Source organism: Streptomyces sp. DSM 40750 (genome assembly GCF_024612035.1).
Classification (GTDB): domain Bacteria; phylum Actinomycetota; class Actinomycetes; order Streptomycetales; family Streptomycetaceae; genus Streptomyces.
Window position 1 is genome coordinate 5256826 of record NZ_CP102513.1, and the last position, 20291, is coordinate 5277116.

The window sequence follows — 20291 nt, forward strand, 5'->3', positions numbered from 1 at the left end:
CTCCCGGACGACCGACTTCTCTGCGAACCTTGCCGCACCCAGTCCGGGACTATGCCTCCCGCTGCTCCGGGGATTCCTCCGACCGCTCGGCGACGAAAGAGCCGAGGCCGACCTCGGCTCGGATCAAGCCCTCCGTCTTCAGGTGGGCCAGCGCCTTCTGCGCCGTCGAGGTCGCGATGCCGAACTCGGCGGCCAGTTCGACGACGGACGGCACGCGGGCACCCACGGGGTACTCACCACTGACGATACGGGCCCCTATGGCTGCGGCGACCTGCCGCCAGACGGGTCGGGTGCGGTCGAGCTCGGTACTCATGCGGTGGACGCTAAAACTCTGCGGTAGACCGCGCGACCGCAGTAGACTGCGGTAGACCGCGATTGAAGTGCAGAAAAACCCCCGCCACGGGTGGAGCCGTCCGGGGGCGCGGTCATCAGCGAACTGTGAACGGAGCCAATGACATGACCGACCTTATCGGTCGCCTCCTCGCCTGGGCGGGCTTCCTCTCGAAGCCGAGCGGTAGGCATCGAGCCGCTCCCGGCCGCCCCCACCCTCAACGGGCCAGCCCACCCCCAGCCCTCGACACCTCACTGCCCGTCCACCGCAGCCCCTATGGCCTCAACACCCCCCTCGACGGCGCCGCCACCATCGCCGTACGCCCGTACGTCACCGCATACGAACAACGGCAGCGACGACGTGAACTTGCCCTGTTGGCTGCGGGATTGGACGTGCCAGGCCCGTACTGGATCCATGGGACGGAGGTCGCGTGATGGAACCGCAAGCGGAAACCGGCACCGAAGCGTTCGAACGTCCCGGGGATGAGGTACGCCTGCTCCCCTGGGCCAGCACCGAAGGCAAGCCCTGCTACCTCATCACCGACGACCAAGGCGGTCCGGTCTCCCGTCTCGCCGACACCACCGAATCCATCCAGCTCGGCATGGGCACGGAACTCCTCGCCCACACCCACAACCTGCTCCCGGACGCCCCTCGCGGCGAACTCCGCTTCCTGGCCGAAAGGTTGACTGAGGCCCTCGGCGATGCACTTCGGATCGCCGAGAGTCGTGGGCGGCGGTTGCGGCGGCTGAATTGAAGGGAAGAGGTGGAGGGTGGCGGGCCCTGTTCCTGCCGCCCTCGCATTTCTGTCCCGCTCGACGGCATTCATCAGCCCCGCTCGGTCACCGCATCGAGCGCAGAGGTGGGTGTTGGGTGGTAATGCCAGGCGGCTGGAGGAGGGGTGAAGGTTCGGGGCCGGGGTCTTCCGTGGGGACGAGGCCGGCCGTGGTGGGGTCGAAGTCGGGCGGCCAGCGGGTCTGGTCGCTGGTGAGGGCTCCGGTGAGGCGGGCGTCGGTGAGGTCGGCGGTGGTCAGGTCGGTGCCGCGCAGGTCGGCCAGGCGGAGGTCGGCGCGGTGGAGGACGGCGCCGGACGCATCGGCCTTGCGGAGGTTCGCCTCGCGCAGGTCGCACTCGGTGAAGTCGGCCTCACACAGGTCGGTTTCGACGAGTCGGGCGCCCCGCAGGTCGGCCAGGGCGAGGCGGGCGCGGCGCAGGATCGCCGTCTTGAGGTCGGCGTGCCGCAGGTTGGCGGAGACGAGCGAGGCCTGGGTCAGATTGGCGTGGTAGAGGCCCGCCGCTTCCATGCAGGACCGATCGAGGTTGACCGAGGTCAGCCACAGTCCGTCGCAGTCGGCCCGTCGCAGGTCGGTGACGCTCAGGTTGAGCCAGGACTGCTCCCGGGGGTGCAGCAGCAACACGCCGAGTCCGGTCAGCGCCACCTGGGCGTCGGCCGCCCGTATCTCCAACGGCACGACGTCATTGATCGGCGCCTCCGCCGCCGGGGTTCCCGGTTCGGTGGGCGGCCAGGGCAGATGCGTACGCAGGTACGCGGCCAGGATGGAGAGGATCGCCTCGCGGTCCCGCGCCGAGTGCTCCGCGATCCGCCACAGCGCGTGAAGCCCGCCGATGCGTACGTCCGGCTTGTCGCTGCCGAGTTGGTCGACCGCCCGGCTGAACCGGTCGGTGACGTAACCCTCCTGGGTCGCGCGCAGACCGTCCTGACTGACCCGGAGCTGGCGCCATGTGGCGTACGCGCCGAAGAGTACGACCAGGCCACCGATGGCCTGCAACAACGTCGTACGGACGTCGCTCACGGCCTTCAGTCTGTCCCGCGCGTCCACGGTCGCCCCGGCGAGATCGTGGTCGACCACCACGCCTGGCAGGACGATGAGTATCGCGCCGAGGGCGATGAGGCCCACCAGTCCGGCGACGGCCACGGCGGCCGTCCGTCGCCGCCCCGCCAGGCGGTCTCGCCATGGTCGACGTTCGCGCCCCCGGATCTCCATGGGCACGGGAGCCTAGGCGTCGGGTGGAAATCGATCAAGGTACGGCGGTGGGGGCGACGGCGCCGCGCGGGTGGGGGTCGGCTGACCCGGCGCCGGGGATCGGTTGCCGCGGCGCGGAGGGGTCACGTGGCGTGGGGGCCGCGACTGCCGTCGGCCGCGTGCCGGTCGCCGTCACCGGCCGCTGTTGTATAACCGGCCCATGATCTACCACGTCGTGTCCCTCGAAGCCTGGAACGCCCACCCCGACCGGCCGTACGCCCCCGCGTCACTCCCGGAGGACGGTTTCGTTCACTGCTCGCCCGACGAAGCGACGACGCTGGCCGTCGTCAACGCCTTCTATCGGGACGCACCGAAGCCGTTGCACGTGCTGGTCGTCGACGAGGGGCGGCTGGACGCCGAGGTGGAGTTCGAGGCGGCCGCTCCCGCCCCGCCTCCGGGAGTCGGGGCAGACGTCCTGTTCCCCCATGTGTTCGGGCCCATCAACCGTGACGCCGTCGTGCGGATCCTGAGGATCCGGTGGGACGAGGAGGGCCGCGCGGCGGGGCTCGGGGCGGGTGCGTGAGGTTGCGGCCGGATGGGCGCCGACTCCGTGGTTCTTACGCCGTGGATGTCGGCGGTCCTCGCGTCGCTCTTCACCCTCCTGCGATCAGAACCCGCACCTGAACGTCTCCCCCGCCGAGTTCGTCACCTCCTCGCCGATGTCGTAGCAGACGTCCCCCTCTTCGGGGTTGCTGTCCGAGTCCGAGTCGCAGGACGCTCCGATGGCCACGAGGATGGCGATGAAGACGACGGAGCATCCCACCTGCCCCAGGCAGCCGCCGATCTTCTCGCCGAGACTCGCACCATTGCCGTTGTTTCCGGGCACTCCTGAAGCCATGGCTTTCCCCCGTCCGCCATTTGCCCCTATTCGCAAGACAGTTCCCATTAAATGCGAATGTGAGGGTGGCCTGCCCTACGGGGACGCCCCGCGTGTAGCGCTTGTGGGGTTGGGGGACGGCTGGGGTATGAGGGGTGGCCGTCCGTAGCCCTCTCCCGGGCTTCAGGCGCCCAGGAACCAACAGCAGGCGACCGCTGTTTCGCCCCTCCGGCAACGAAGGGTGCATTTCCGGACGTTCTTCGGGGCGGTCACCGGGAGGAGGTCCCCGGCCGCTGCGGCTGTTCCTCCGCCAAGCCCGCCGCCAGCACCTCCGCCAAGTGCAGCCCTCTTCTCCCCGCCAGCTGCTCCAGCTGCGTCCGGCACGAGAAGCCGTCCGCCAGGACGATCGCGTCGTCGGCCGCCTCCCTTACCGCCGGGAGGAGTTGGTCCTCCGCGCAGGCGACGGAGACGTCGTAGTGGCCCTTCTCGAAGCCGAAGTTCCCGGCGAGGCCGCAGCAGCCGCCGCTGAGGTCGCCGGTGAGGCCGGCGGCGGTGCGGAGGCGGCGGTCGGGGGCGTCGCCGAGGACCGCGTGCTGATGGCAGTGCGTCTGGCCGACGACCGGGCGGTCCACGGCGGGCGGGGTCCAGTCCGGCGCATGGCGTTCCAGCGCTTCGGCGAAGGTGATGACCGAGGCGGCGAGCCGGTGGGCCCGGGGATCGTCGGGGAGCAGGTCGGGCAGGTCGGTGCGGAGCGTCGCGGCACAGCTCGGTTCGAGGACCACGATCGGGATGGGGGGTACGGCGAGATCCGGGTCCTCGGCCAACATCCACTGCGGGACGGGGTTCAGGAACAGTTCGAGCAGGTCGAGCGTGCGGCGCAGCACCGCGCGGGCCTGGTCCAGCTGGCCCGTCGAGATGTACGTCAGGCCGCAGCAGACCCTCCCCTGCCGCATCGTGAACAGGGTGCGGGTGAGCTTCAACTGGGTGAGGGCGACCTCCTCGCCCGCCTCCGCCCTCCGCTGCCAGGCCGGCTTCCGCTTCATCCGGAACGTCGGCGGCACGATCACCTGCAGCCCGGCCGCCTCCAGCACCCGTAGCGCCGCCTGCCCCACGGACGGCGAGAGGTATTCCGTGAAGGTGTCCGTCCACAACAGCACCGTCGTCGGTGCCTCGTCGTCCTCGTCGTCCTCGAAGTCGTCGGCGGCCTCGAAGTCCACGTCGGCGCCCATCTCGGCGAGCGCGTCCGCCAGTTCCTCCGGGCGGAGGGGACGGCCCCTGACATCCCGCTTCCGCCACTTCCAGAAGCCCGAACCGCCGAAGGGGATCTCGATGACCGGCTCATCCCCCAACAGCTCCTCGGCCTCCGCCGCGTCCACCTCCTCCAGCTCGGCCTGCTCCCTGAGCCTCCGCTCGTACCACCGGACGAACGGCACCCTCGCCAGCCGCGGCAGCTCCCGCTCCCCCGCGATCCCACCCAGCCGTTTCGCCAGGTCGGCCAGAGGGCGTACACCGGCAAGGAAGTTGACCAGACCGGCCGTACGCGTACGGGCGACCAGGCGGAGCCACACCGGCAGCCGGCCCATCGTGTAGTGGGCGGCCGGGCGGCGGCGGCCGTCGTAGTGGTGGTGGAGGAACTCCGCCTTGTACGTGGCCATGTCGACGCCGACCGGGCAGTCGGAGCGGCAGCCCTTGCAGGACAGGCAGAGGTCGAGGGCGTCCCGTACCTCGGGCGAGCGCCAGCCGTCGGTGACCACTTCGCCGGCCAGCATCTCGTGCAGGAGGCGGGCCCGGCCCCGGGTGGAGTGCTCCTCCTGGCCCGTGGCGCGGAAGGAGGGGCACATGACGGCTCCGGAACCCGGACTCACCTCCGTCGTACGGCACTTCGCAACGCCCACACAGCGTCGCACCGCCGCCGAGAAGTCACCGCCGTCGTCCGGGTAGGCGAACTCCACCGGCACGGGCTCGCGTGGCAGGACCGCGAAGCGGAGGTTGGAGTCCAGCGGGGCCGGGCGGACGAGCATGCCGGGGTTCAGGAGGTCGTCCGGGTCCCAGACTCCCTTCACCTGCTCGAACAGCCGGACCATCTCGGTGCCGTACATCGTGGGCAGGAGTTCGGCGCGGGCCTGGCCGTCGCCGTGTTCGCCGGAGAGGGAGCCGCCGTGCGACGTGACCAGCTCGGCCAGCTCCTCGGAGAAGCGGCGGAAGCGGGCCACGCCCGGGGTGGTCATGAGGTCGAAGTCGATGCGGACGTGGATGCAGCCGTCGCCGAAGTGGCCGTAGGGCGTGCCCCGCAGGTCGTGGGCCCGCAGCAGACCCCGGAAGTCCCTCAGATACGCGCCGAGTCGGGCCGGTGGTACCGCGCAGTCCTCCCAGCCCGGCCACGCCTCCCTGCCGTCGGGCATCCGGGTCGCCGTACCGCTCGCGTCCTCGCGGATGCGCCACAGCGCACGCTGGGCGGCGGCGTCCGTCACCACGAGGGAATCCACGAGCGCGTCGGACGCGTCCGCCGCGCGGACGATCGTGTCGGCGTGCGCCCGTGCCTCGTCGGCCGTGTCGCCGCCCGTCTCCACGAACAGCCAGGCCCCACCGCGCGGCAGCCCCTTCGCCCCCGGCGGTACGAGGTCCGCGGCCATGCCCTCCACGGTCAGCGGGCGGTGCGGCAGCAGGCCGGGGGCCGCCTCGGCCGCCGCGCTCTCGTCGGCGTACGCCAGGACGGCGAGGGCACGCGCGCGGGGTGCCTCGACGAGCCGTACGACCGCCTCCGTGAGCACCCCGAGCGTGCCCTCGGAGCCGCAGAAGGAGCGGGCCACGTCGGCGCCCTTCTCGGGGAGGAGGGCGTCGAGGGCGTAGCCGGAAATACGGCGGGGGAGGTCGGGGAAGCCGGTGCGCAGGCGCGCCAACTCCCCCTCCACCAGGGGGCGGAGGCCGTCCGGAGCCCCTGCCCAGCCCTGCCCGAGTCGCAGTGCGTCGCCTCTTCCCCCGAGCACCGACAGCTCGCGCACACTGTCCGCCGTCGTGCCCCAGGCGACCGAGTGCGAGCCGCAGGAGTTGTTGCCGATCATGCCGCCGAGGGTGCAGCGGCTGTGGGTGGAGGGGTCGGGGCCGAAGCGGAGGCCGTGCGGGGCGGCGGCCTCCTGGAGGCGGTCCAGGACGAGACCGGGCTGGACGACGGCCGTACGTGCCTCCGGGTCGAGGGCGACGAGCCGGTTCATATGGCGGGTGAAATCCAGGACCAGGCCGGTGCCCGTGGCCTGACCGGCGATCGACGTGCCGCCGCCGCGCGCGACGACCGGCACGCCGTGCTCTCGGCACACGGACAGCACGGCCGCGACGTCGTCCGCGTCCCGGGGTGCGACCACACCGAGCGGGACGCGCCGGTAGTTGGACGCGTCCATGGTCATCAGCGCGCGTGCGGTCGCGTCGAAGTCGGCCTCGCCGCGCACGCCCGCCGCCCGCAGCGAGGCGGACAGCGCGGTCCGCAGCTCCGCCGCGTCCGCGTCACCTGCCGCGACCCGCGCGCTCGCGCCCCCACGGCCCGTCATGCCCCCGAGTTCCGTCATGCGTCCCAGGATGCACCTGACCACTGACAGTGACCGTGAGGTGACGGGGTGGCTTGTGGAAAGGCGGCGCGCCGCTCAAAGGGAACGTTGGCCGGATTCCGGGGAGCTAATCGGAAACCGGCCAACCATAGTCATGAACTCCCATATAGTGACGGCCAATTGAGCACCGGACGTCGCTTCTCATTCAGGGACCGACCGAGTTACCGACCCCAGGAACCGACTGAGTTACCGAGTTCAGAACCGACCGAGGACACCAGCCGATGACCGCGCCCAGCCCCCCTCGCTCACCAAGCGAACGCCCCGCCCTGCGCTCAGTCCTTCCGCTACCCCTGGTGACGGCCGTGTTCGCCGCGACCGCGGCCGGCGCCGCCGTCGCGCTGGCGCCGCAGTCCATACGGTTACCACTGGCGGGCGGCGCGGGCGCGGCCGCGCTGCTGCTCACGGTCGCCGTCGCGATCGCCGTGCACGCGCGCGTGTCGGTGAAACTGCTGCGCCACCGTCTGAACGCCGTCTCCCGGGACGCCGGTCTGCTGCTCCAGGAACGGGCCCGGATGGCCGAGGAGTTCGGGCAGGAACGGGGGCGGCTGACCGAGGAGTTCGTGCAGGAGCGGGCGCGGATCGCGGCCGAGTACGCGCGGGAACGGGTCCGGCTGACCACGGAGTCCGAGCGCGAGCGCGAACGGCTGTCCGCCGAGCGGGACCGTACGGCGGACGAGACCGCCCAGGAGCGGGCCCTGCTCAGCGAACGCGCCAAGCGGGCCGAGGCCGACCGCACCGCCGTCCTCGCCGTCACCGCCAATGTGGCCGGCCGGATGCAGGCCCTCGCCACCGGCACCCTCGCCGACCTGCGCGCCATGGAGGAACGTCACGCCGACGAGGACGTCCTCGCCGACCTTCTCCACCTCGACCACCGCACCGCCCAGGCGGGCCGGCTCGCCGACTCCGTCGCCGTCCTCGCGGGCGCGCGCTCGGGCCGCCGCTGGGCACGGCCGATCCCCATGGAGTCGATCCTGCGCGGCGCGATGGGCCGCATCGGCGCCTACCGCCGGGTCCGGCTGCACTCCTCCAGCGAGGCCGCCGTCGCCGGGCACGCCGCCGAGGGTGTCATGCACGCGCTCGCCGAACTCCTCGACAACGCGGCCAACTTCTCGCCTCCGACCGCCGAGGTCCATGTCTACGTCGAGGAGGTCCCGGCCGGCGCCATCATCTCCGTCGAGGACTCGGGCCTCGTCATGAGCGACGTCCAGCTCCGCCGCGCCGAACGCGCCGTGTCGGGCGAGGCCGCCGACCTCACCAGTCTCTCCGGCACCCGCCTCGGCCTCGCCGTCGTCGGCCGCCTCGCCCGCAAGCACGGCCTGAGGATCTCCTTCCGCCCGTCCGCCCGCGGTGGCACCGGCGTCCTGATGCTCATCCCCCAGGACCTCCTCGCGAGCACGATCCCCTCCGCGACGCCCGCCGCCGCGCCCGACCGGTCGCGCCCCTACGACACCGTCCGCGCCCCGCACGACCTGGACACCGAACCGACCCCCACGCACGAGTTCCCGACGGACGCCCCAGCGGCCCCCGTGACCGACCCGGTGGCCGACGCCTTGATCGACTCCCTGTCCGGCTTCAGGCCCGGGACTTCGCCCCCGCCCGACGCCCCGACCGGCTCTCCGTCGTTCGGCTCCTCATACGAAGCCTCGTACGGCTCCTCATACGGCTCCTCATACGGCTCCTCATACGACGCCTCATACGGCTCCTCACACGACGCCTCCTTCAGCTCGTCGTTCAGCTCTGAATTCGGCTCTGGGGTCGACTCGGGCGTCGGTTCCGGGGTCGACTCGGGCGTCGGCTCTGGGGTCGACTCGGGCGTCGGTTCCGGGGTCGACTCGGGCGTCGGTTCCGGGGTCGACTCGGGCGTCGGCTCTGGCGTCGGCTCTGGGGTCGGCTCCCACCTTGGCTCCGAGCCCGGCTCTCCGCCCGCCGCCGACGAGCCCCCCACCGCCTCCGACTCCCTCCCCCGTCGCCGCCGCGGCCGGTCCCTCGCCGAGGCGGAGGCCCGCACCCGCGCCGCCGATACCTCCGCCCGCCCGGAACGCGCCACCAGCCCCGCCGAGGAAGCCAGCACCGGCGCCATCCGCTTCAGCAGCTTCCGCCGCGCGGTCCGTGGCACAGGCGGCCTGGACCAGGCGTTCGTCCAGGGGACGGCCACGGGGGACGAGGCTTCCACGGGGATGCCGGGGGCGGCGGGCGGGACGGGGACGGGGACGGCGGAAGTGCCGGGCACGACGGGGACGACGGGGTTGCCGGACCCGGCCGCCGCCCCGGGCATGAACATGGACCCGGCCGGGGTCCCCGTACAGGGGGGCGCCCTGGAACCCGTACGGGATGCCGCTCCGCGTGTTGAGGTCGTGCGGCACGCCGAGTTGGAGCCGGTGCGGGAGCTTGAGTGGGGTGCCGTAGGGGGAACGGCGTGGGATCCCGAGCCCGCGCGGGAGGCCGAGTGGCAGCCCGAGGCCGTACGGGAGACCGCATGGGAACCCGAGGCCGTAGGAGAGACCGCTTGGGAACCCGAGGCCGTACAAGCGACCGCATGGGAACCCGAACCCGCGCCCGGACTCCCGTGGCAGCCGGAAGCGGCGCAAGAACCGGCGCTGGAGCCGGAAGCCGGGCGAGAGCAGACGTGGCAGCAGGAAGCCGGGCGAGAGCAGGCGTGGCAGCCGGAAGCGGCGCAAGAACCGGCGCTGGAGCCCGAGACCCCGCCAGAGCCGGCCTGGGGACCCGAGCCCGGGAGAGCGTCGGCGTGGGAGCCGGAAGCGGCGAAAGAGCAGGCGTGGGAAGCGGAAGCGGCCAGAGAGCTCACGTGGACGCCCGAACCCGTACGGGAAGCGAAGTGGGAGCTCGATCCGGTACGGGAACTCGCGTGGGAACCCGTACGGGACACGCGCCCCGGCCCGGACGACGGCACCGCTCCCGGCCACTCCCCCTCCTACCCGGCGACGGGCCCGGACCCCGACCCCGACCCGGCCAGAGCGCGGCCCCCCGCCCCGGACCCGCGCACGCACCCCCACCTGGAAGGCGACCACACCCCATGACCGGCACCGGCATCACCGCCGACGACAGGCTCACCTGGCTCATGGAGGGGTTGCTGGAACGCACTCCGGGCGCCCGGCACGCGCTCGTCCTCTCCCGGGACGGCCTGAAGCTGTGCCGTACGCCGGAGCTGTCGATCGACCAGGCCGACCAGCTCGCCGCGATCGCCGCCGGCATCCAGTCGCTGTCCCACGGGGCGTCCGTGGAGTTCGGCGACGGCAGCGGGGGTGTGCGGTCGGCAATGGCGGAGTTCTACGGCGGCGTCCTGTTCATCGTGGAAGCGGGCGAAGGCGCGCATCTGGCCGTGGTGACCGACGAGGAGGCGGACGCCGGCCTCGTCGGACACAACATGAGCGAACTGGTCGAACAGCTGGGCGAGCACCTGAGCGCGAAGCCGCGCCGCCCGACGAACACGACGGGCACGACCGGCACGACGGGCACGACCATCACGACCGGCACGACGGGCACGACGGGCACGACCGGCACAGGTACCGCAGGCACGACGAGCACAGCCAGTACGGCGAGCAAAGCCAGTACGACCACGACCTCGGCTACGGCTCTGGCGCCCCGTACGTCATGAGCCGGCCCGGCAGGGACGACCTGCCCGACCGGCTGTACACGCTCACCGGAGGGCGCAGCCGGTCCGCGTCCGGAACGCCGTTCGACCTGGTGACGCTCGTGGTCGCGGAGAGCCAGCCGGTGCCGGGCATGCAGTCGGAGCATGTGACGATCCTGCGGCTGACGGAGCGGCCGACGGCGGTGGTGGAGATCGCCGCCGAGCTGCGGCTGCCGGTGAGCATCACGAAGGTCCTGCTCTCCGACCTCCTCGTGGCGGGCCGGGTCAGCGCCCGGCATCCCAACCAGGCCGCGCTGATCGATCTGGACATTCTGGAGCAGGTGTTAGTTGGACTTCGCAACCTCTGAGAACGGCAACGGCGCGGGCCACTCCGTACCGGTTCCCGTGCCCATACCCGTACCGGTACCCGTCATGGGTGCCCGCTTCCATGCCGAACCCCGCACCTTCTACGGGGAGTTGCGGCGCGAGCACGGCGAGGTGGTGCCCGTGCTGCTCGACGGGGGCGTACCGGCGTGGCTGGTGCTCGGCTATCGCGAGCTGCACCAGGTGACCAGTGATCCGGAGCTGTTCAGCCGGGACTCCCGGTTGTGGAACCAGTGGCCGAACATCCCCGCCGACTGGCCGCTGTCACCCGTGATCAGCCGGGAAGAGCCGTCGATTCTCGGCACGGTCGGCGAACGGCACCGGCGGCGTGCCGAGCTGATCGGCGAGGCGCTGGACGCGGTCGACCCGCTCGAACTGCGCGGTCATGCCGAGCGGTTCGCCGACGAGCTGATCGACGCGGTGTGCGGGGCGGGCGCTGCCGACCTGGTGGCGCAGTACGCGGCGCTGCTGCCGGTCCGTGTCCTGGCGTACCTCTTCGGTTTCCCGGAGGAACAGGGCCCGGGACTGGTCACCGCGTTGAACGACATCCTCGACGGCCAGGACCGTGCGCGGCCGGCCGGGGCGCATCTGAGGGCGGCGATGGCCCGGCTGGTGGCGGAGCGGCGGGAGCGCCCGGCGGACGACGTGGTGTCCCGCCTGCTGGCGAACGCCTCCGCCCACGGTTTCACGGCCGAGGAGGTCACCCATGACGTGATGGTCATGCTGGCCGCCGGGCACCAGCCGACCACCGACTGGATCGGCAACTCGCTCCGTCTGATGCTGACCGACGAGCGCTTCGCGGCCTCCCTCTTCGGCGGCCGCAGCAGCGTGGCCGAGGCCATGAACGAGGTGCTCTGGGAGGACGCTCCCATCCAGAACGCCGCCGGCCGCTGGACCACCCGCGACACCCGCCTCGGCGGCCGCGACCTGCGCACCGGCGACCTCGTCCTCCTCGGCCTGCAGGGCGCCAACTCCGACCCCCGCGTCCGCACCGACGGCTCCGCCCTCACCGGCGGCAACAACGCCCATTTCTCCTTCGGCCACGGCGAGCACCGCTGCCCCTTCCCGGCGCAGGAGATCGCCGAGGTCATCGCGCGGACGGGCATCGAGGTCGTACTGGACCGGCTGCCGGACCTCGATCTGGCCGTACCGGCTCACACGCTCACTCGGCGGTCCTCGCCCTGGCTGCGGGGGCTGGGGGAGCTGCCGGTCCGGTTCTCGCCCGCGCCGGCGGTCGGCGGCGGTGCCTGGTGACCGGACCGGTTACCCCTCACCGGTCACCGGTGCCTGGTGACCGGTGACCCGGGACCCCAGCGGCGTCGCGCCGAGTGGCGAGGTCAGGAATCGGCTGCTGAACTGAAGGCAGGGATCCCTCTCCACCTCGACATCCCGTGCCCGGGAGCGTCGGCCCACGGCCGATCCCGGCGGAGCCGACGGAGTGGTGGTCAATGGGATACGCACTCCCCCCGCGCAAGGTCAAGATCGTCACCGGGCCACCGGAGGCAGGCCCGCTCCGGGAACTGTGGGCGCGTGGCCGACGCCCCTTCGTGGCCGTCTTCTGGCACCTCCGCAGCCGGTGGCTGCTCCACCGGGGTGTGACGCACGCCAGACGGTGGTGGAATCCGCCGTGGACGACCGTGTTGGTCGCGGTGGTGGCCTTGTTGACGGCGGGACTTCTCGCATGGTGCTTCGTCGCGGTGCTGGACCTCGTCGGAAAGACGGAGCTGGTGCGGGGCTTCGGGCCGCACGACCTGTGCCAGGGTGGCGAGGGCGACGGCGAGGGCAGCAACGCCGCCGCGTGCGACGCGGTCACCGGCGTGGCGATGCCCGTCCTGCTGCTCGCCGCCTCCACCCTGCTGTTCCTCTCCTGGCGGCTGTGGCACGTCCGCCGCTTCTGCACTTACCAGGCGCGGCACGAGCCCGGCCGGCTGGTGCAGACGGCGGGCAGTCTGATGGACGAGGTGGTCGGCCGCGACCAGCTCTGCGACGCCATCATGGAGAACCTGCGCGACAAGAAGGTCCGTCGGCCGCATGTCGTCGTCGGGGGCGTCGGCGCCGGGAAAACGGCGTTGGTGGTCCGGCTCGCCCAGAAGCTCGCGGCCGTGGGGGCCGTCCCCATCCCCGTACGGCTGCGCGACGCACAGGGCGAGGAGCCGCTGGACTTCGATGAGCTGGCGCTCGCCCGGTTCCGCGAGATCGTACGGTCGAAGGTACGGTCCGACGGCGAGATCGACCGGATCTGGCGGTGGCTCAGGCAGCGGGCCGACCGGATCGTGGTCCTCGCGGACGGTCTGGAGGAGGCGTTCAGCCAGGACCATGCGAGCGGCCGCCGCGACAATCTGATCCGGGACGCGATACGCAGGGCCGGCGAGGACGGGCTGCCCCTGGTCATCGCCTCGCGGCCGCATGACCCGCTGCGCGCGATGCAGGCGGCCGTCTCGGAGTTGGAGCCGCTGAGCAACGAGGCGGCGTTGCGGTACATCGCCCGCAGCGGCAGTTGGCGCTCCGATCCGACCCTGCTCGACCGGATCGTGGAAGCCGCCGACATGGCGGAGTCCCCCATCTACCTCAAGATCGCCAAGGATCTGCACGGCAAGGACCTGCTGGAACCCCTGTGGAACGGGGGCGGGGATCCGGACCTCCAGCTCTGCGACAGCTGGAAGTTGCGGGCGGAACTCATGGAGACATGGATCCACGCGCTGGTCGACGGGGACGTCCACCCCGAACTGCCCATCGACCACGACACGAGGCTGGCGGTCGTGGAGTACATCTCGGCGCTCGCGTGCGTCGGTCTGGCCTCGGACAGCGCCGACGTCCGGCTCGGGGAACTCTCCCCCTCCCTCGACGGCCAGGACGGCGGTTCCGGGAGCCGCGGCTTCGGAGTGCGGGCGGGTTCGAATCCGGAGTGGAACAGGCGGGTCGCCCGGAAACTGGACCGCCGGATGGCGGAACTGCGGTGGCGCCCGGAGGAGTACGCCCTCAAGCGCGGCACGCCTTGGCAGGGTCGAGTGCACCCCTGCCAGGAGAGGCGGGGCGGTGCCGAATGGTGGGTGGGCCCCAGGGTCGACATCCGGATCGCCGCGACCTGGGGGACGCGGATGGGCCTGGTCCACGAGAACGGTGACAAGGTCCGCTTTCAGCACAGCATCGTGCAGGCCTACCTCGGCTCCCGCTTCCTGGACGAGATCTTCGAGCCCTCGTCGCCCGACGGCCCCGCGGCGACCGGCGCCCCGTCGATGTCCGGCGCCAGGCCCGCGACTGCCGCGTCATCGACGGCCACTCCCCCGTGGACGACCGCTCCGTCATCGACGACCACTCCTCCGTGGACGACCGCTCCGTCGTGGACTACCGCTCCTCCATCGACTACCGCTCCTCCATCGACGACCGCTCCTTCGTCGACTACGGCTCCTTCATCGACGGCCGCCGCGTCGGCGACGCCCGCCGCTTCATCGACGGCCGCCAACCCGGACCCGGCGGCCGAGGCGCACATCACCCGGGCCCTGCGGCGGGGCGGGCGGGAACTCCTCATCGCCCTCACGCTGTACTCGCGCTCCCGGAAGGGAAAGTGCGTCTGCGACGGCTCCGCGACGGCCCGACGGACCTGCCCCGTCGACAGGATGCGCGAGCTGCTCAAGGAGCGCGCGAAGAACCTGCTGACCGACGCGGCGAACGCGCGGAACGTCTCCGATCTGTCCCCGGACCTCGGCGACGGCGTGTTCGACGAGCGCGGCAGCCCCCGTCTGAGGGCGCTGGAGATCTACGGCGCCGCCGTGGAGATCGACAGTGTCGGGACCGTCCCCCGGCAGGAAGACCTCATCAAGGAGATCGAGAAGGACTGGAACCGTCTCGGCCAGGACGAGGACCCCGCCCGGCTCCGCGAGGCGAAACTCGCCGTGGTGAAGCAGTGCGGAACGGCGGTACGCCGCGTCGCCGCCGTGCGGAGCCGCGACCCCGGCTACGGGCATCCGGCGTACCCGGCGTACCCGGCGTACGACGTCATGTTCCAGATCGGCCGCAAGGAGCCCGACCGCCGGGTGCGCGAGGCCCTCGTCAAGGAAGTCGGAGCGGGTGGCGAGCCGGCGTATCAGGCGCTGTGCGGCAAGCTCTCCGAGGCCTGTGCCGCGGTCGAGACCGGACAACGACGGTGCCGCGGCCGGCGGCCGACGCCCTCGCCCGACGAGGCGTGGGCGGACCACCCCGCGTCCCGGTGGGATCTGGCGGAGCGGCGGGAGCGGGAGGAACGCAGGTCGGCGGAGGAGGAGGCGCTGGCGGAGAAGGGGCGATGGAGCTGCAACACCATGCGCGCCTGGCTGCTCCCCCTGCTCGTCGACTCCTCCATGATGGCCCGTCGCCAGGCCAGCCCCCGCGACGACCTGGACAACTGGGTCCAGGCGGCGACACGGGAGACCGGCGCCTGGATCCATGACGACGGGCCCGGCGCCCCCATCGGCCTCGGAGTGGCACTGGCCCAGGGTTTCAAGTACGCCGCCAACCGGCGCCCCGGGCCCCGGTCGAACCGCAGGGCCCGCGAGTTCCTCGTCAAGCAGGCCCAGGAGCTGCTGAAGCAGAGCAGCTTCTGGTACACGCGGCTGACGCTGCTGCACGCGCTGACCCTGTGGAGCCTGCCCGACGACGTCACCGCGGACCAGCCGATCCGCGGCCACGGGGCGGATCCCCGGGGCCAGGTGCGGGAGTGGCTGGCGCTGGGCGAGGGAGGCCGGGAGGAGCACCCGCTGGTGGAGGGGGCCGCGAAGCTGGCGGTCCGCGCGCTGCAGACCCGGCGGCCCGAGCGGTTCCTGTGGATCGACGAGGCGGCCGTGGCCTCCTGCATCGGCACCGAGGTCGGGCTGCCCGGGGAGCAGCGGGCCCACAACCTGTGGATACCGCCGTCGACCGGATGGAGCACCCTGGACCCCACGGCGCAGCAGCTGCTGGCGGACGTCCTGCTGCTGGTGGTGCTCGGCGAGCGGTCGCACCGGCCGAAGGACGCGTTCCGCATCCTGGAGTTCTGTGCCCGCGAGCCGGCCCAGATGCCGTCCTGCGTACGCAGGGACCGCACCCGGCTGAACCCCGTCCGGGGCGCGGAACGCGCGGCGCAGCCCGGGTCCACGTGCACGGACGACTGCCGGATGAAGATGTGCCCCTACCCGGCCAAGGTGGAGAACCTGCGCATGGAGTTCAGCGAGGTCTTCTGCCTGCGCCAGCGCGACCTGCTGAGGAAGTGGCAGCCCTGGGCGTGGGCCTCCCTGCGGTTCCGGCGGGAGGCTCCATGGCAGCGCAGGGTGCCCGTCGCCGGCATGCGCCGCTTCTGGGACCAGATGAGCGACCGGGCCCGCGACGTCGACCCGGACGACGGGGAGACGGCCGCCGACCGCACGCACGTCGCCGGCTGAGGATCGCGGCCGCCGCCAGGCCTTACGCCGGCTGGGCTGCTGGGCGGCATGGGCGGCTGGCCGGGGGCCTTGAACGGTCGTCCCCGTCTCCCCGCCCCCCGTCTCCCCGCCCCCCGTCTCCCCGCCCCCTGTTTGCTCGCCTCCCTGTCTGCTCGCCTCCCCGTCTCCCCGTCTCATCCGACGGACGACATTTCGCCCACGTTTCGTGGAGCCGATAGGCTCGCGCCCGTGGCTGATATCCAGATCCCCGCTGACATCAAGCCCGCCGACGGACGTTTCGGCGCGGGCCCCTCCAAGGTGCGGACGGAGGCGCTGGACGCGCTGGCCGCGACCGGTACCTCTCTGCTCGGCACCTCCCACCGTCAGGCCCCGGTGAAGAACCTGGTCGGCCAGGTCCGCGAGGGCATCAGTGAGCTGTTCTCCCTCCCCGAGGGCTACGAGGTCATCCTCGGCAACGGCGGCTCGACGGCCTTCTGGGACATCGCGACGCACGGCCTGATCGAGAACAAGAGCCAGCACCTCACGTTCGGTGAGTTCAGCTCGAAGTTCGCCAAGGCCGCGAAGCTCGCCCCCTGGCTCGCCGAGCCGACGGTCGTCTCCTCCGACCCCGGTACGCACCCGGAGCCGACCGCCGAGGCGGGCGTCGACGTCTACGCCTTCACCCACAACGAGACGTCCACCGGCGTCGCCGCCCCGCTCAAGCGTGTGGCGGGCGCCGACGAGGGCGCCCTCGTCCTGGTCGACGCCACCTCCGGCGCCGGCGGCCTCCCCGTCGACATCACCGAGACCGACGTCTACTACTTCGCCCCGCAGAAGTCCTTCGCTTCCGACGGCGGCCTGTGGATCGGCGTCTTCTCCCCGGCCGCCATCGAGCGCGCCGAGCGGATCCACGCGTCCGGCCGCCACATCCCGGAGTTCTTCAGCCTCCCCACGGCGATCGACAACTCCCGCAAGAACCAGACGTACAACACCCCGGCCCTCGCCACGCTCTTCCTGCTGAACCAGCAGCTGGAGTGGATCAACGGCCAGGGCGGCCTCGCCTGGTCCACGGCCCGCACGAAGGACTCCTCGACCCGCCTCTACACCTGGGCGGAGGAGTCGAAGTACGCGACCCCGTTCGTCTCCGACCCGGCCAAGCGCTCCCAGGTCATCGGCACGATCGACTTCGCCGACGAGATCGACGCCGCCGCCGTCGCCAAGGTCCTCCGCGCCAACGGCATCGTCGACACCGAGCCCTACCGCAAGCTCGGCCGCAACCAGCTCCGCGTCGCCATGTTCCCGGCGATCGCCCCGGCGGACGTCGAGGCCCTCACGAAGTGCGTCGACTACGTGATCGAGAAGCTCTGATCACTCGGGTCACTCCGGTCACTCCCGAACGACACTGACTCCCGTACGACGCTGAAGGGCGCCCGGCGACCACCGGACGCTGTTGGCGAATCCCGTCACCGGCTGTCAAGTGGCGCGAGAGTCCCAGCGACACGCCGCCTGCACGGCGTGTCGCTGGGACTACGCGCCCACTTGGCTCCCGCTTGGCGATTCGCCAACAGCATCCGACCACCGCCGGGCGCCCTTTCCGTGTCTCACGCCGCCCTGCACCGGGTTCCCGGTTTTCGGTACAACTCCTCCCCCGGGCCACGTGTCTAACGGGGCGATCGGAAAAAACACCCGCACCACGAACCGCAACACCGACCGCCCTCGCACAGCCCCGGCCGAAGGGTTACTTCCGCATGCGCTCGTACAGAACCGTCGCCGCCACCGCCTCTCTCGCCCTCGCCCTGGGCGGAGCCGCGCTCGCGGCGCCCACCGCCCAGGCGGCCCCGACGAGCACGGCCACCGTCGCCTTCGAAGCCGGCCTCCTGCGCTACCAGGCCGGCGCCGGACAGTCGAACCGCTTCGCGGTCTCCGTGGCGAGGGAGGAGAGGCCCGACTGGGAGTGGGGCTACTGGATCATCACCTTCCGCGACCGGGTGGACATCGCCATCGATGCGAGCGCGGCGACCCAGCGTGACTGCACCTACCCCGAGGCGACCGATCACAAGGTCGTCCACTGCGCCCAGGCAGTTCACCCGAGCGGCGAGGACGAGTTCGTCTACGACGTCCGCCTCGGTGACGGCGACGACTCCGCGACGATTCCCGCCGGCTCCCTGTACGCCGGGATCTACGGCGGCTCCGGCAACGACGTCCTGCTGGGCAGCGCCGAGGTCGAGCTCTACGGCGAGGACGGCAACGACCGCATCGCCGGGGGCGGCGGTGTCTGGGGCTTCGGTTCCCGGGGCGGCAAGGGCCACGACACCATGACCGACTGCTCGAACTGCGGTGGCGGCGCCGGGAACGACACCCTCACCGGAAGCACCAAGATGACCAGGAACACGCTGAGCGGGGACTCCGGCAACGACATCCTGTACGGCAGGACCGACGCCGACGACCTCTGGGGCGGCGAGGGCAACGACAAGCTGTACGGCGGCCGGGGCAACGACACCCTGCGCGGCCAGCAGGGCAACGACGTGCTGTACGGCGACCAGGACAACGACACGCTCTGGGGCAACGGCGGCAACGACGTACTGCACGGCGGCCAGGGCACGGACAAGCTCTCGGGCGGCCCGGGCAACGACAAGGTCCACCAGCACTGAACGGGACCGTCGGCCGCCGCCGCACGTCGTTGAAGGGCGCCCGGTGCACACCGGGCGCCCTGAGGTCCAAGTCGGACCACCGTGAAGCTCGATGACTGCCGTCCGCACGGTGTAGGGCGACCGCCGCCGGACGCCTCGCGCTCACGGGCCAGGCGCCGTCCTCACCCGCGCCTCATCCACGGCCTCACGCAGAGGGACAGCCTCGGCGCACTCCACGCCCAGGCTGACCCGGCACCCGTTGACGCATCTCCGCACATGCGTGGCCCAGGCGAGGAACTCCCGCTCCTCCACCGCGTGCAGTACCCGAGCGGCCCGATCACTCATGGCCCGCCACCTCGCCGAGAGCGACGAGCACATACGTACGCACCGGGTGCCCTGTCTCCCACTGCTCCCGTCGGGCTGCCCGACAGGGGCCCGCCGACACCCGCCGGCCCTTCGAACGCTGGGAGCCCGACATCGTCTACCTCGAAGGGCTGACCGGCAACAGGTTCCTGGAAGAGACCGGGGAAGTCCAGGCGTACAGCAGGCTGTTCAACCGACTCATGATGTCCGACTCCCTCAGGGGAGCCGAATCGATGAAACTCATCGAGAGCCACCTCAACAACTACCGTGAAGGGTAGGCAGGAATGTCGGAGCACATGATCCCGGACGCCTCCAAAATATCCACCACATGGCAGAAGTCATCCGCCTCCGGAGGCGACGGAAACTGCGTCGAGTTCGCCGCCCAGGAAAACGGCGTAGCCATCCGACACAGCAAGGCCCCGAACGGCCCCGCCCTGCTCTTCACCCACTCGGAGATCGCCGCCATGCTCGCGGGCGCGAAGGCCGGCGAGTTCGACCACCTCACCCAGGGCTAGGCCATCGCACACACGGGAGGGCCAGGGCTTCGGGGGCGGCGGGGAAGCGAGTCCGTCGAGCAGGGGCGGCTTCCCTTATCTCCACGAAATTAATCGAGTAATCAACGCCGATTATCAGAGCCGGATCAGAGTCGGATCAGAGAAGTGGGGAGGTCGCGTGGACGCCGCAGGTTCCCGGCAATCAGCGGGGTTACGGTGAACTCACCGAAGGGGAAGGGCAGTTCAGCTCGGAAACCAGTTGGACGTCCGATGCCGCCTCCCCTCCGGCTTTCACTGTAAATAAGGAGTAAGTAAATGAAGACCTTCGCGAAGAAGGCTTTCGTGGTGACGGCTCTGGCCGGGACCATGGCGTTCGGTGCCGCTGGTATCGCGGCTGCGGCCAACGTGGGTGACACGGTGACGGGCCGGGGCAACGCTTCGCAGGAGGGCGTGGCGTACGCCAACGCGCTGACCGAAGCGCGGAACCAGTGCCCCAACCGCAATGACGTGTCGCTGGTCGACCGGAGCACCTGGCGGGAGAGCAACGGTACCTGGAGCGCGCAGATCCGCCTCAGGTGCAACTAGCGGCCGGCGGCCGTAATCGCGTCATTCGACGCCGGACTGAGAGTCTGGGGTCAGGGCCTCGGCGTCATCGCATGATGGCTGC

17 protein-coding genes and 1 pseudogene are annotated in these 20291 nt (G+C 71.4%); 13 read left to right on the forward strand and 5 right to left on the reverse strand.

Annotated elements, in window-relative coordinates; all coding sequences use genetic code 11:
• Nucleotides 1-49: 49 nt before the first annotated feature.
• The gene (locus JIX55_RS23430; RefSeq protein WP_257565273.1) at nt 50-313 is read right to left on the reverse strand and encodes a GntR family transcriptional regulator; all 264 of its coding nucleotides are present in this window, start codon (nt 311-313) and stop codon (nt 50-52) included.
• Between the two features lie 143 nt (nt 314-456).
• On the opposite strand from JIX55_RS23430, the gene JIX55_RS23435 reads away from it, so the two are divergent.
• Complete coding sequence (locus JIX55_RS23435) at nt 457-765, forward strand: hypothetical protein (RefSeq protein WP_257565274.1); 309 nt, start codon at nt 457-459, stop codon at nt 763-765.
• Complete coding sequence (locus JIX55_RS23440; RefSeq protein WP_257569451.1) at nt 765-1085, forward strand: hypothetical protein; 321 nt, start codon at nt 765-767, stop codon at nt 1083-1085. Before JIX55_RS23435 ends, JIX55_RS23440 begins: the two co-directional genes overlap by 1 nt.
• A gap of 85 nt (nt 1086-1170) precedes the next feature.
• Here JIX55_RS23440 and JIX55_RS23445 read toward each other — a convergent pair whose 3' ends face one another.
• A complete protein-coding gene (locus tag JIX55_RS23445) occupies nt 1171-2265 on the reverse strand; it encodes a pentapeptide repeat-containing protein (protein WP_257565275.1) in 1095 nt (364 codons plus the stop codon).
• A 268-nt stretch (nt 2266-2533) separates the two neighbouring features.
• Between JIX55_RS23445 and JIX55_RS23450 the strand changes: the two genes are divergently transcribed.
• Nucleotides 2534-2896, forward strand: a complete 363-nt coding sequence (locus JIX55_RS23450; RefSeq protein WP_257565276.1) for a DUF952 domain-containing protein — start codon at nt 2534-2536, stop codon at nt 2894-2896.
• Between the two features lie 84 nt (nt 2897-2980).
• On the opposite strand, the gene JIX55_RS23455 is transcribed toward JIX55_RS23450, so the two are convergent.
• Nucleotides 2981-3211, reverse strand: a complete 231-nt coding sequence (locus JIX55_RS23455; RefSeq protein WP_257565277.1) for a hypothetical protein — start codon at nt 3209-3211, stop codon at nt 2981-2983.
• 248 nt (nt 3212-3459) lie between these two features.
• Nucleotides 3460-6750, reverse strand: a complete 3291-nt coding sequence (locus JIX55_RS23460) for an FAD-binding and (Fe-S)-binding domain-containing protein (RefSeq protein WP_257565278.1) — start codon at nt 6748-6750, stop codon at nt 3460-3462.
• Between the two features lie 260 nt (nt 6751-7010).
• Here JIX55_RS23460 and JIX55_RS50920 point away from each other — a divergent pair, with 260 nt between their 5' ends.
• The 7 genes and pseudogenes from JIX55_RS50920 (at nt 7011) to JIX55_RS23495 (ending at nt 18788) form a co-directional block, all read left to right on the forward strand.
• Nucleotides 7011-9827 (forward strand): ATP-binding protein, encoded by a 2817-nt coding sequence (locus JIX55_RS50920; protein ID WP_306820028.1) that lies wholly within the window; start codon nt 7011-7013, stop codon nt 9825-9827.
• Nucleotides 9824-10225 (forward strand): annotated as a pseudogene (locus JIX55_RS23470) (roadblock/LC7 domain-containing protein); the annotation flags it as partial. The gene JIX55_RS50920 and the pseudogene JIX55_RS23470, both read left to right, overlap by 4 nt.
• Nucleotides 10226-10401: 176 nt before the next feature.
• The gene (locus JIX55_RS23475; RefSeq protein WP_257565279.1) at nt 10402-10749 is read left to right on the forward strand and encodes a DUF742 domain-containing protein; all 348 of its coding nucleotides are present in this window, start codon (nt 10402-10404) and stop codon (nt 10747-10749) included.
• Between the two features lie 64 nt (nt 10750-10813).
• A complete protein-coding gene (locus JIX55_RS23480; protein ID WP_257569452.1) occupies nt 10814-12019 on the forward strand; it encodes a cytochrome P450 in 1206 nt (401 codons plus the stop codon).
• Nucleotides 12020-12213: 194 nt separating this feature from the next.
• The gene (locus JIX55_RS23485) at nt 12214-16158 is read left to right on the forward strand and encodes an NACHT domain-containing protein (RefSeq protein ID WP_257565280.1); all 3945 of its coding nucleotides are present in this window, start codon (nt 12214-12216) and stop codon (nt 16156-16158) included.
• 228 nt (nt 16159-16386) lie between these two features.
• Nucleotides 16387-17505 (forward strand): phosphoserine transaminase, encoded by a 1119-nt coding sequence (gene serC, locus JIX55_RS23490; protein ID WP_257565281.1) that lies wholly within the window; start codon nt 16387-16389, stop codon nt 17503-17505.
• A gap of 380 nt (nt 17506-17885) precedes the next feature.
• Nucleotides 17886-18788 (forward strand): calcium-binding protein, encoded by a 903-nt coding sequence (locus JIX55_RS23495; protein ID WP_257565282.1) that lies wholly within the window; start codon nt 17886-17888, stop codon nt 18786-18788.
• A 141-nt stretch (nt 18789-18929) separates the two neighbouring features.
• Here JIX55_RS23495 and JIX55_RS23500 read toward each other — a convergent pair whose 3' ends face one another.
• Nucleotides 18930-19112, reverse strand: a complete 183-nt coding sequence (locus tag JIX55_RS23500; protein ID WP_257565283.1) for a hypothetical protein — start codon at nt 19110-19112, stop codon at nt 18930-18932.
• Between JIX55_RS23500 and JIX55_RS51175 the strand changes: the two genes are divergently transcribed.
• The 3 genes from JIX55_RS51175 (at nt 19034) to JIX55_RS23515 (ending at nt 20209) form a co-directional block, all read left to right on the forward strand.
• On the forward strand, nt 19034-19408 hold the full coding sequence (locus JIX55_RS51175) for a Scr1 family TA system antitoxin-like transcriptional regulator (RefSeq protein ID WP_331609825.1): 375 nt from the start codon (nt 19034-19036) through the stop codon (nt 19406-19408). The two genes, JIX55_RS23500 and JIX55_RS51175, sit on opposite strands and share 79 nt — an antisense overlap.
• Before the next feature lie 6 nt (nt 19409-19414).
• A complete protein-coding gene (locus JIX55_RS23510; protein WP_257565284.1) occupies nt 19415-19645 on the forward strand; it encodes a DUF397 domain-containing protein in 231 nt (76 codons plus the stop codon).
• Between the two features lie 294 nt (nt 19646-19939).
• Complete coding sequence (locus tag JIX55_RS23515) at nt 19940-20209, forward strand: hypothetical protein (RefSeq protein WP_257565285.1); 270 nt, start codon at nt 19940-19942, stop codon at nt 20207-20209.
• Nucleotides 20210-20291 lie beyond the last annotated feature (82 nt).